This window comes from Streptomyces sp. NPDC058877 (assembly GCF_042742855.1).
Taxonomy (GTDB): Bacteria; Actinomycetota; Actinomycetes; order Streptomycetales; family Streptomycetaceae; genus Streptomyces.
Genome location: NZ_JBHYMF010000206.1, coordinates 1 through 11,386, shown reverse-complemented (window position 1 = coordinate 11,386; position 11,386 = coordinate 1). Strand labels below are relative to the sequence as shown.

At 67.4% G+C, this 11,386-nt stretch carries 11 protein-coding genes and 1 pseudogene; 3 read left to right on the top strand and 9 right to left on the bottom strand.

Going from position 1 to position 11,386, the window contains the following annotated elements:
* Positions 1–109: 109 nt before the first annotated feature.
* The 4 genes from ACFW2Y_RS30705 to ACFW2Y_RS30690 form a co-directional block, all read right to left on the bottom strand.
* Positions 110–865: a transposase family protein gene (locus ACFW2Y_RS30705; RefSeq protein WP_384885641.1), complete on the bottom strand. Its 756-nt coding sequence runs from the start codon at positions 863–865 to the stop codon at positions 110–112.
* A 258-nt stretch (positions 866–1,123) separates the two neighbouring features.
* A complete protein-coding gene (locus ACFW2Y_RS30700; RefSeq protein WP_384885639.1) occupies positions 1,124–1,657 on the bottom strand; it encodes a tetratricopeptide repeat protein in 534 nt (177 codons plus the stop codon).
* A gap of 95 nt (positions 1,658–1,752) precedes the next feature.
* Positions 1,753–2,310 carry a hypothetical protein gene (locus ACFW2Y_RS30695; protein ID WP_384885638.1) on the bottom strand — a complete coding sequence of 186 codons (558 nt, stop codon included), beginning with the start codon at positions 2,308–2,310 and terminating at the stop codon, positions 1,753–1,755.
* 43 nt (positions 2,311–2,353) lie between these two features.
* On the bottom strand, positions 2,354–2,905 hold the full coding sequence (locus tag ACFW2Y_RS30690) for a hypothetical protein (protein WP_384885636.1): 552 nt from the start codon (positions 2,903–2,905) through the stop codon (positions 2,354–2,356).
* 428 nt (positions 2,906–3,333) lie between these two features.
* On the opposite strand from ACFW2Y_RS30690, the gene ACFW2Y_RS30685 reads away from it, so the two are divergent.
* From ACFW2Y_RS30685 to ACFW2Y_RS30675, 3 genes and pseudogenes are all read left to right on the top strand, one after another.
* On the top strand, positions 3,334–3,675 hold the full coding sequence (locus ACFW2Y_RS30685; RefSeq protein WP_384885634.1) for a hypothetical protein: 342 nt from the start codon (positions 3,334–3,336) through the stop codon (positions 3,673–3,675).
* A gap of 52 nt (positions 3,676–3,727) precedes the next feature.
* The gene (locus ACFW2Y_RS30680; protein ID WP_384885632.1) at positions 3,728–4,270 is read left to right on the top strand and encodes a hypothetical protein; all 543 of its coding nucleotides are present in this window, start codon (positions 3,728–3,730) and stop codon (positions 4,268–4,270) included.
* Between the two features lie 19 nt (positions 4,271–4,289).
* Positions 4,290–4,965 (top strand): annotated as a pseudogene (locus ACFW2Y_RS30675) (transposase family protein); the annotation flags it as partial.
* Positions 4,966–5,296: 331 nt separating this feature from the next.
* On the opposite strand, the gene ACFW2Y_RS30670 reads toward ACFW2Y_RS30675, so the two are convergent.
* The 5 genes from ACFW2Y_RS30670 to ACFW2Y_RS30650 form a co-directional block, all read right to left on the bottom strand.
* Positions 5,297–5,533 carry a hypothetical protein gene (locus tag ACFW2Y_RS30670; RefSeq protein ID WP_384885630.1) on the bottom strand — a complete coding sequence of 79 codons (237 nt, stop codon included), beginning with the start codon at positions 5,531–5,533 and terminating at the stop codon, positions 5,297–5,299.
* Positions 5,534–6,125: 592 nt separating this feature from the next.
* The gene (locus ACFW2Y_RS30665; protein WP_384885628.1) at positions 6,126–7,856 is read right to left on the bottom strand and encodes a recombinase family protein; all 1,731 of its coding nucleotides are present in this window, start codon (positions 7,854–7,856) and stop codon (positions 6,126–6,128) included.
* 662 nt (positions 7,857–8,518) lie between these two features.
* The gene (locus tag ACFW2Y_RS30660; RefSeq protein WP_384885625.1) at positions 8,519–9,253 is read right to left on the bottom strand and encodes a hypothetical protein; all 735 of its coding nucleotides are present in this window, start codon (positions 9,251–9,253) and stop codon (positions 8,519–8,521) included.
* Positions 9,254–9,336: 83 nt separating this feature from the next.
* On the bottom strand, positions 9,337–10,191 hold the full coding sequence (locus ACFW2Y_RS30655; RefSeq protein ID WP_384885623.1) for an ABC transporter permease: 855 nt from the start codon (positions 10,189–10,191) through the stop codon (positions 9,337–9,339).
* Positions 10,188–11,297 carry an ATP-binding cassette domain-containing protein gene (locus ACFW2Y_RS30650; RefSeq protein ID WP_384885621.1) on the bottom strand — a complete coding sequence of 370 codons (1,110 nt, stop codon included), beginning with the start codon at positions 11,295–11,297 and terminating at the stop codon, positions 10,188–10,190. Before ACFW2Y_RS30650 ends, ACFW2Y_RS30655 begins: the two co-directional genes overlap by 4 nt.
* Between the last annotated feature and the right edge of the window lie 89 nt (positions 11,298–11,386).

The window sequence follows — 11,386 nt, the reverse complement described above, 5'->3', positions numbered from 1 at the left end:
GCCTGTCCGCGCCCGGGACCCAGCCGCTCGATCCATCCCGAATCGAGTGGTTCACCCAGCTTCGCGAAGATAATTTCGCTGAGAAATCCTCAGTGAGCCTTTTCCAACCTCATGCCGAGGCGTGATGAAGGACGAGGACGGTCTGGACGATTGCGGTGATGCGGTTGGTGCTGCAGCGAAGCTTTCGTAGAAGGCGCCAGCTCTTCAAGGTGGCCATAGCCTGCTCGCCGAGGCAGCGAATCTTGGCGTGTGTGCTGTTGTGCTCACGCTGCCACTGCTTGAGGCGGCGGCCGCGGAAGGGTACCCGGATGGAACCACCGGCACCTTGATACGCCTTGTCGGACCAGCACTTGAGGTCGGCATCGGCGAGTGCTTCGACGATGCCGTGGGTACGGGCGGCTGTCAGGTCGTGGGTCGATCCGGGCAGGGCCGGTGAGACCCACAGTAGTCGGCCGAAGGGATCGGTGAGGACTTGGATGTTCATGCCGTGACGTTTGTGTTTGCCCGAGTAGTACGGGGTGTCGGCGGCAATCCGGTCGATCGGCAGCAGGGTGCCGTCCAGGATCACGAACTCTTTAGTACGGGCGATGTCCATCGCCTCGGCCAGGGTGGGTGCGAGGGCGGCCAGCACATCGACGGCCTCGCGTATGTAGCGGTACACGGTTGCGACGCCGATATCGAACCCGGCGGCGAGCTGGGCGTAGGTGTCACCGCATCGCAGATGGGCCAGGGCGAGGAGAGCCTGACGATTGGCGGTCAGCCGACGCCATCGAGTCCCGATCTCCCCTCGCCGAGCAGTGAGTAGTCCCGTCAGGTAACGCAGGGTGCGACTGGACAGGTCGATCGACGACGGGTAGACAAGCACGCGAAGCTCCTGGCGGACACGGGTGATCTTGGTCGAGACCCCGTCCAGCAGGAGCTTCGTCGTTCCACCGATCTGTCCAACACGCAGCCAGCACTGCCAGGCTGGAAAGGCTCAGTGGCTTAGGCTGGGGTGTAGCACGCCACAAATGCGGGATGCGCCGAGGTGGCGTGCGTGACTGTCTGCTGTGTGGCGCGGGTGGTCCCTCGGGGTTCCACCGGCGCGCACGGTTGTCGTAGCGGTGCCGTGTCGCCGGTGGCTTCAGCGTCCTTCGTGCTGCGGTTCCTTGTCGTGTTGGATGCTGTCCAGGTTGTCGGCGTAGTGCTCGATTGCCCGCCGGTAGTCCTGTACCCGGCGGTCGCTGCTGGTAGCGGCGAGCGTCTTCAGCAGCAGCTGTACCGCCTGACGGTTCTCACCCTGGTTGTACAAGCCCATGGCGAGGAAAGCGTGCAGCGCCGCATCGTCCGGGAACTCATCGAGTCCCTGTCGAAGGGTCTGTACGGCCTTGTCGTAGGAGCCCAGGATGCGGTGTGTGCTTCCCAGGCCGAGGAAGGCTCCGCGCCGGTCCTCCGCGGACAGGCCCGCGCCGCTCAGGGCACGTTCGTAGAACGGGATGGCTTCGCGCTCCAGGCCGAGGACATCGTGCACCCAGGCGGTCTGATAGGCGATCTCGCCGTCTGCCGGGTACCGCTCGACCAGTTCCACCAGCTGTTTCCGGGCCTGCTCGGCCTGGCCCTGCTCCCGCAGCCGGACCGCTCGTGCCAGCGTCTCGGCCTTGTCGTGATCATTATTCATGGTGCTCTACGGTGGCACACCGCCTCTGATCAGCAAAGTTCGACCTCTGTCTCACCTGCCGGACCATTTCGCACGGTGCTCTCGCCGGCGGGAGGTCAAAGGAGCTGGACGGTCAGGGGGCCGGACGAGGTGCTGAGCCCGTTGGGGGTGGTGCACTGGAGGGTTTCTGTCAGGGTCGGGACGAGGGCGATCTCGAGGGTGATCTGCGATCCCTTGAAGTCTCCGGACTGCACCTGGCCGGTGAGGACGAGTACGGAGACGCCGCCGGGGCGCAGGCTGACCCCGCCGGTGAAGGTAAAGGCGGATGGGGTCGTCTGGGGGTTCGACCAGGTGATGAGGCCGGAGCCGGACGAGTTGCCGCCGGTGCACGACAGCTGTCCTTCTCCCTGGAAGCTGATGCTTCCGCCGGTGTGCTGCGTGTCGGTTCCGGCGCAGGGGCCGACGGCTCCGGTGGCGGTCACGGCTGTCTGCCGCTGCGTCAGCGTCAGGCCGGGCTGGTAGGTGGCGGTCTCGTAGCCGGTGCAGAGCAGAGAGGCCGAGGCCGGCTGGGCGTTTGCGGCGGGCGCGGACAGCCCGGCCATCAGAAGGCCGGCTGCCGCCGCGGCCACAGCGGCGTGGCGCCTGCGCGGGCGAGAGGTTGTGCGGGGCGTCATGAGCATTCCTCCGACGGGAGTCTGGTGCGGCGGGAGGGCGGGGTCAGGGCTGGATGGTGAGGGTGGTCTGCGACGATGCCGTCGCGACTCCGGTGGTGGCACAGGCGGTGGGGTCGAGGGTGGGGAAGAAGGTGATCTGCTCAGCCTGATGGCCGGAGAACCGGCCGGCGGTGATCGTCCCGGTGCGCACGGAGGCGCTCGTGCCATTGATGACGGTGATGGTCGAGGTGTAGGTGAACGTGCTCGTCTGCCCGTTGTCCCAGGTGAAGACCCGGTTCCCGCTCCCGGAGGAGGGAGTCGTGTTGCAGGACTGGGAAGGGTTGTTGATGGTCTCGCTGTACTGAGCGGACAACACCGTCGTCCCCACGGCGACACAGAGCCCGGGTGACGCGGCCAGGCCGAGCAGGCCCTGATTAACGATCGTCGTCGCCTGCGGGGTGTTGGTCAGGGGCGGCGAGTACTGGCTCACCGACTGGCCCGTGCACTCGACCAAGGCCGACGCAGGCGCAGCGGAAGCGGGGCTGAGGCCCAGCGAGCCGAGCGCGCACGCCGCCCCCAGTGCCGCGATGCGCGCCGCGTTTCGGTTCATGTTCATGGGCGAACTCCTCGGAGTGCGTGCCACAGCGGGGGTGCCCGTCCGCAGCACGATGTGAAGGTCCCGCGAAGCGTGGCAGCGCCGAAAGGAACACGTCCAGGCCGAATTCAGGACGAAACGGATGTGGCGGAGGGGATGGTTGACACCCCTGTATGTCACGTGCCTCCGGCACACCCGCTGCCGGTCCATGGAGTTCACGGGTTCCGGCGTTGGGGCACCCATTCGTGGCGGTGTCCGGAAGGCGCCTGCCCGGGTGGGGATGCGGCCTGTCAAGCTGCATATTCCTCGCCCACGATGAGAGGTGACGTCGACTCCTTCGCCGAACCGCTCCCCGACCCCGGTTCGCATTCGGAACGACCCCGCTCCGGGCATCCACGGCCGCGACAGGCGACGCTCTGCACCGTCACCCCATTCTTTACGGAGCCCTCATGAAACAGGTACGCCGATTCGCGGTCCCCTTGGCCGCCGCACTGAGCCTCGTGAGCATGCCCGCCGTCTCCTTGGCGTCACCCGTCCCGGCCGATCTCGTACAGCTCTCCTGCACCGAGACCACCACCGCTTCCTACTCACCGCCCCTCCTCAACACCCCGCAGACAATGACAGTCGCCTCCCACTCCGACATCGCCCCCTGCGTCGGGCTGCCCGGCGGCTACACCTCGGCCACCACCTCGGCCCTCTACAGCGCCGTCGTGGGCTGCACCCAGGCCCGCCCCGAGGCCCGGATTGGTACCCCTTCCGGGCCGCCGATTTGGTGGCTGAATTGCCGCTAGCTGCGATGGCCTGCCCGTGGGACCGTCGAATCCCTAGGGAAGGGGCTCCTCGATGAAGCGGAACTCTGTCATTGGCTTGCTCAGCGCGCTGGCGCTCGCCGCAGCGACGGTAGTAGCGGCAGGCTCACCGGCTCAAGCGGCAGTGGGCGACATCCTGTGCACGACGCCCAGCAACGACTCCTCCACCTACTCACCGCCTCTGAGCCTGACACCTGCCAGCACCACCGTGACCATCACCCGGGATCTCAACACCTGCACATCGCTGAGCGTGCCCGTCATCAACTCGGCCCCCATCAGCGTGAGTCAGGTGACCATCCCGTCCTACTCCTGCCTCACCCTCCTGAACACCGCCCCCACCACCATCAGCTTCACCTGGAACAACGGCGCCACCACCGTCGTCACCGGCACCAGGACCGTCAACCTCGCCGCTGCCGTGCTCACCACCACGGTCACGGGCACCGTCACCTCCGGCCTCTTCGCCGGAGACACCGTCGTGTACCAGCTCGTCGCCCCCTCGACCGACGTCCTCGCCTGCACCCTCGGCCTGGGAACAGTCTCCCGCATCGACAGCGTCGCCACCCTCACCATCAACTGAACCCCGCAACCCATTGCCGCGCAGGCCAGGCACCAGCCGATGGCGCCGCAGCCGGCCCATCGACTGCGCTCATCTCCCCCCGGGGGTTCCCCCGAGGGGCATTGCTGACGCGGCCGGGTTCGGCATCGAGATCACGACGGCCTACCGCTGTGTCACCTGGGCGGTCGAGCTTCTGGCTACTCTCGCCCCGGCCTGGCCGACGCGGTGCGGACCACGTGGGCGAAGGCGTATCGGGTCCTGACGGCACCCTCCTTCCCATCGATCGCATCGCCGCCGACCGGCCGTTCTACTCCGACAAGCACAAGCGGCACAGGATGAACGTGCAGGTCATAGCCGAGCCCTTCGGCCGGCTGCTGTCGACCCCATTGGCCCTGCCCGGCACCGTCCACGGCATCCGCGCAGCCCGTGAACACGGCATCGTCGGCGCCCTCGCCAAGGCGGACATCCCGTGCTGGGCCGACAAGGGACACCGAGGCGCCGACGGCGCGATCCGCATCTCGTGCCGGGGACGCTGGGAGACCCTCTTCGCAGGCCGGCAGGCCGTGAACCGGTCCCACGCAAAGATCCGGGCCCTGGCCGAGAAGGCTGTCGCCACCCTGAAGTCCTGGCGGCTCCTCCGCAAACTGCAATGCTCGACCATCCGGACCACCAGCCTCGTCCAGGCCGTCCTCACTCTGCATCTGACCAGCTCAGGACGAGGATGGAAAAGGCTCAGTACATGCCTACGCTTGTGGCGGGCTGCCCGGTATTCGACGTATGCCGCGAACCAGGGCTCTGCGGAGAGGGCCGCGAGGAACGTTTCCCGCGCGGTGTTACCGGAGTTGGCTACATCGTCGGCGCGCTCGCGCCACGTCTCGACAACCTCACGGTTGTACTCCTTGGCGCGTTCCGCACGTCGTGCCGATTCCGCCTCCTGCGCTGCCTGCAACTGTGCTTCGGCGTACGCGAGCGGGGCGGATACCTTTGCTGCCTGCGCCCGCAGCTTCGCGACTCGCTCGGCTGCCTTCTGAATGTCGGTCGTCATAATCAGTTGCTCTCCTTCGTCACGTCGCGGCCGTGCTCGGCTGCATTCTTCTTGTCGTTCTCGTAGTAGCCAAGGCTCATCCGAATGGACGTGCCGAGCGTTTCGAACACTTCGGGGCGCGATTCGCGCAGCGCGGAAAGTACTTCCATGCGCTCATCCCACTTGAATGCGTTGACGCGCCTCTGCCCCTTATCGCGCTTCCCGTTCAGGAATGCGGCACCGTTGAGATATTCACTCATGATCTTTCTCCATTGTGTCTCGGCATGAAAAAGCCCCTGCGTATGGCACGTCAGGGGGTTGTGATGGCGGCTCTGAAATTGTGTTGCAGGTGTCTCTATGCTGAACCCCTTTTCGGGGTGCCGATCAGCGCACGCGCTTACAACCCCTTTCGGTGCCCCCGGTCAAGGGCGGTTACTCATGGACGGTGCGGTCCCCGCTTGCGTTGCCTCACGACCACTGCGGCCACCCCCGAGAGGGTGCGTGCTGCACGGGCAACGCTGGAAGAGAGAGCGGGCACTCGGTCCGCCGGTATCCCCCTCGGGGTGGGTGCGCGGTAGTCCCGCTCTCTCTTGCCCCAGTAGTAGGAACCGAGGGTGGCCCGAGGATGTCGAGCGGTGTCGGGGTGACGACAGAGACCCCGGTTTCTCTTTCTGTTAGGTTTTTCTTGGCTATCTCAAAAAGTGTCGAAAGTCGTCACTCTCAACACCTTTTCGCCTCTCGCTGCCCTGCGGCCCCGCCCGAGGGCAAGTCGGCGAGGGCCCCTGTACGCCCGTGTGCGGGCAGCAGAGAGCCCCGGCGGGTGAACCCAGCCGGGCCCCAGTCTCGGGGCGGCTACGCGGCGACCAGTTCGCGGGCAGGCTCGACCAGGCGCACACTCGCACCCGGGGTGGGCTCGTCTCCGCGTGTCTCGGATTCCAGCGCCGTCGCGACTCCGTCGAGTTCTTCCACTGCGGGGTTCAGCTCACCACGCATGGTGAAGTCCACGCGCCGCGTGTCGAGCTTGCGCCACCCGCCCCGGACGCCGCGCCGCACCCCCGCTTCTATGAGCATGGCTCGCCGGCCCGCCGTGTCCTTCTCGGCCCACTCGTCGGCGAACGTGCGGCCGGTCGGGGTGACGATGCGCTGCGGCTCGGTCTTCTCCCGGGACTCCAGCTCGGCTATGCGGTTGTCGAGTGCGTCCGCCCGTTCCTGCCACGCTCGCGCGGCGTGCTGCGACTTCTGACGTCCGTGCTGCCGCTGGTGCTCCTCGAACTCGGCCAACGTGGCGTGCAGCTCGGGGGCAGGGTCGTACCCGGGAGTCTCGACTGTGTGTTTCGTCTGGACGGGCCCGACCAGACGCAGGAACTCGGCGGTCACGTAGTCGTCAACCCACTGCGCACGGACGTTGGCGGGCAGCTCGCACACGTCGCCCCGCGCGTGGCTGTTGCACTTGTAGAACGGGTTCACGCTCGCGCCGTTCTTGGTGGGCTTGGACAGGTACATGCGGCCCCGGCACGAGTCGCAGTGGATCACGCGCAACAAGAGTGCGTCGGTGTCGTGGCGATCTCCGTTCTCAATGCTGCGGGAGTCGAGCACGGCGCCGATCGCGTCGAACTCGGCCCGAGTCATGATCGGCTGTTCGGTCTGCATGATCGGGTTGCCCTCGGCGTCTCGCACGGGCTTGCCCTTGTGCATCTTCCAGCCGAGCAGCGATTCATTCCGCAGCATCCGCGTAATGACAGCGGGGGTCCACTTGAACACGTCACGCACGACGTGCGACCCCTTGGCCCCGCCGGTCTTCCCGCCCTTTTCGCGCTTCATCTTCACGGCCCAGTGATCGCGAGAACTCGGCACCTTGTCTTGGTTGAGCCCCGCAGCGATGGCGGAGATGGTCATGCCGTCGAACAGTTCGCGGACGATGCGCTCAATGACCTTGACCGCGTCGGGGTCCGGTACCAGCGTCCAACCGACCCCGCCATGCTCGGCGGGCATCGGGACGACCATGTAGCCGTACGGGGGGCGTCCGCCGCGCCACCGAAGCGGCATCTTGCGAATGGCAGCCATGGCGCCGGTAACCCGGTCCTTGATGCTCTGCGACTCCACCTGAGCGGCAAAGGCAAGCATGAGCATCATGAGTTCGCTCATGGGGTCCATGGGGTTCCGGAAGTCCAGAACCATCGGGCCCCCGCCGATGCCCTCGGCGAACAGCAGAACCTTTCGGTACTTCCTCGCCCACTCGGCAAGGTTCTGCATGTCGCTCATGGACCGGATGGCGCGGTCAAAGCGCCACCACACCAACACGTCGAAGTCGTCCGGGCGGGCAAGCCACCCGCCGAGGGCGGGACGGTCGAACGGGGACACCTTGGACGCGGACACGTCCAGGTCCACCGCTTCGCGGAGCTGGTCGCCCTCGCCGAAGCTGATGTTGTGCGCGGCTGCCGCTACGTCGTCGGCCTCGCGCTGCCGCTCGGGGCTGGTGGTCTCATCGGTGAGCACGGACAGACGGATACACCGCACACCCCGAAGGGTCTCGGTGTAGACCGTCCCCGCGAGGGGGTTCTGGGATGTGTGGGTGGTCTCCATACCCTTCTGGGGGTGCGGAGCTTGCCTGTGTGTCGCGTTCTCCATGGCCCTTGTAGGGACCAGAGGGTTCCCGCCACCCGACTTGACCAGGGTCGATGCCACCATGCCCGCACTCCAGAACGTCTAGTTCTGAGTGTTGGGAGACCCCGAGGACAATGAGTTCTGCGTCCTGCGCAGTGCGTCCGATCGAGCCGGTACGGACTCCTGACCCCCGGAGTAGTCGCCGACGCCTGGTGGGCCTCGAAGGCACGGGCAAAGAGGAGCGGGTCCGAGGGCGTAGCCTGCCCCCGGACCCTGTTGATGCCGCTCCCCATCGCACGCCGGCACGCTTGAGGACCCGGGTCATTCGTCATTGCGTCGCGTCCTGCCGTTGGACCACCGCCGATCGAGCTCGGCGGACCAGATTCGAACTGGCATTTCGACGCACCAGGGCCCGGGCCCGGTCGATCCGGCGATGAGCGGCGCATGCTGAGTCTGGAGCAATAGTCTGAGATTGACCGCGGTCTGCCTCTGCCTGTTTGGGCCACCCCGGCGAGAAGTGCCGAGGGGAGGAGTCGAACCCCCACTGGAACCGCAGATGTCACGACAAGGCTCAGCTTCAGCTTTGCGCTCCTCGCGCACCCCGGCCGCGTCCTGCGGCCGGGGAGTCCATGGCGTCCCGGCTACCCGAAGAGGTAGCCGAAGACGGCGTCGCCGACCCGCTGGTCGGTGACCTCGGTGCCGTTCGCTTCCTCGCGGGCGAACTTCACCGCCTGCTGCAGCTTCTCCACGCGCTCCAGCAGTTCCTTGACCCGTCGGGCCGGTAGCGCGCCCGAGAACTTCACGGTGGTCCAGTAACCGACCGGCACGTCCTCGTAGTAGACCTCGACCTGTGCCGGATGCTTGTCCGTGGCCTCCGCCTTGACGTGGTTGCGCGGGACCTTCTTCGTGCGGACCGTGCGCACCACTTCGGTCTTCCACGCATCGGTCGACGGGTCCTGGGTCCATGACTCGGCGGCGTCCAGCACGGGCAGCTTGCGGACGAAGGTGTTGATGTCGGCGAGCTGCTTCTCCAGGAACAGGAGGTAGGCGACGGGAGACCGCTCCACGAGCACCCGTCCGTCGACCGTGATGTCCGCACGGGCCCCGCAGTTCGCCCAGTCCTTGGTGGCCGTCACATCGAAGAGACGGGTCAACGCCCGCGCGGTGTCGCGCAGTACGTCCTCCGCCTTCACCTGCACCAGCGTCGACTCGGGCGGCAGTTGCTCGCCCTCCTCGTCCTTCGGCTGGTACGTACGGGAGATGCCGGCGAGCAACGCGGGCTTCTGTAGACCGTGATGCGCCGCCGTCAGGTCCTGGTGCGCCCGGGACTTGACGCCCTTCTCCACTGCGATGATCTGATTGAGTTTCGTTGCCACGCCGTCGACCCTAGGACGCACACCGGGCCCGGTCGAACCATTTTCCACCGGGCCCGGTCCCGCCCGCAGGAGCGGTGCGGCGGTCATTCGGGCCGGTTGAAACGGCGAGCGGCCCAGACCAGGGCGATGACCCCGGCCGCCACGAGGAGACCGGCTTCCAGGGGCAGGGGCGGCTGGTGACCGGCCCATTCGATGCCGCTGACACCCGCCTGATCCGGTACCCGCAGCACGATGGTGCGGCGGAGCATGTCGACTGCGTAGGCGAGGGGGTTGGCCGCGGCGAGCGTGTGGGCCCAGCCGGGCAAGGCGCTCAGCGGGAAGAAGCCGCCGGAGAGGAACAACAAGGGCATCATCACCAGGCCGAGCAGGGTGTGGAACGTCTCGGCCCTGCGCAGGGTCACGGCCAGGGCCAGGGCCAGGGAAGTGATCGTGAAGGAGGCCAGCACCATGCAGCCGAGGAGCAGGGCCAGGAGGACTGGGTCGTAGGGGAGGCCGACGACACCGGCCAGACTCAGCAACACCGCCCCTTGGACGGTGGCGGTCAGGGTGCCTCCGGCGCAGTGTCCCAGGAGCAGGGTGGAACGGTGCACCGGCGCCATGAGGAGCTCGCGCAGGTAGCCGATCTCCCGGTCGGTGATCATCCGGATGCCGACCATGATGGCCGGGGTCTGCACCGTCATCATCAGCATGCCGGGAAAGAGGTAGCTCTGGTAGCTGACGCCCAGGGAGGACTGGGGAATCAGGGCGGCCAGTCCGCCGCCGAGGATCACGAGGTAGAGCAGGGGGTGGAGCAACAGCAGTGCCGTATGGGTGCGTTGACCGGCCAGACGGAGCAGATCGCGGTGGATCAGGGCGTGGACGGCGCGCAACTCGCGCCGCAAACGGGCGCCCCGGCGGGCGCCGGGCGCGTCCGGAACCTCCCAGGAGAGCGTGGTCATCGGCTGCCTCCGGATTCCCTCGTGGCCGCGTGCGTGCCGGTGCCGACCGTGCTCGGGCCTGCGGCTTGCCCTGCGCCCAGGCTACGGCCGGTGTGGTGGAAGAAGACGTCGTCGAGCGTGGGAGGGGTCGCGGACGCGGAACGCACGGCGATGCCCCGTGCTTCCAGGGCTGCGCACAGGCGCGGGATCCATCCGCTGCCGTCCGGCACCCGTAGGGAGATGCCCTCCGCCCCCATGGTGACGGCGCCCTCGGAGGGGGCGACCTGACGGACGACCCGGAGGGCCGCCGCGTCGTCGCCGGTGTGGAGGAGGACCCGGTCGTCCCCGATCGCGCTCTTCAGGCCGTGGGGGGTGCCCCGGGCCACCAGGCGACCGCGGTCGATGATCGCGATGCGGTCACAGTTCTCCGCCTCCTCCAGGTAGTGGGTGGTCACGAAGAGCGTGCTGCCCTGGCTCTCGCGCAACATGCGCAGGTGCTCCCAGACCTGGGCGCGGGCGTGGGGGTCGAGGCCGGTGGTCGGCTCGTCCAGGAAGAGGACCTCGGGCGCGTGCAGCAGCTGACGGGCGATCTCCAGACGGCGGCGCATGCCGCCCGACAGGGTGCGCACGGGGGAGCGGCGGCGGTCGGTCAGGTCGGCGGTCGAAAGCACCTCGGCGGCACGTTCGCGGGCGTGGCGACGGGACAGGCCGAAGAGCCGCGCATGGATGTGCAAGTTCTGTTCGACCGTCAGATCGGGGTCCACTGCGCTGTGTTGGAAAAGCATGCCGACCCTTTGACGGACCTGATGGGCTTGGGTCAACACATCGGCTCCGGCGACGGTGGCGGCGCCGCCGGTGGGGCGGGCCAGCGCGCACAGCATGGCGATGGTGGTGGACTTGCCTGCCCCGTTGGGCCCGAGGAAAGCGAAGGTCTCGCCCTTCAGCACGTCCAGGTCCAAGCCGTGCACGGCATGGGTGAGGGTGCCCTCCGGACCCGGGTAACTCTTGAGGAGACCGCGCGTGCGGACGGCATACACCGGATTCGGGGGTTCGCGCGGGTCCGCGGGAGCGGCGGCCGTCATGAGGGCCGCTGGGGCGAGATCGTCATCACCGGCAGGTCGCTGCATCAGGTCTGGTCCTCGTCTGTGGGTTCACCGACCGCGGACGGATCACGCGCCGGATCGATCCATGGGTCCGGCCGGCGGCTGCCCGGGAC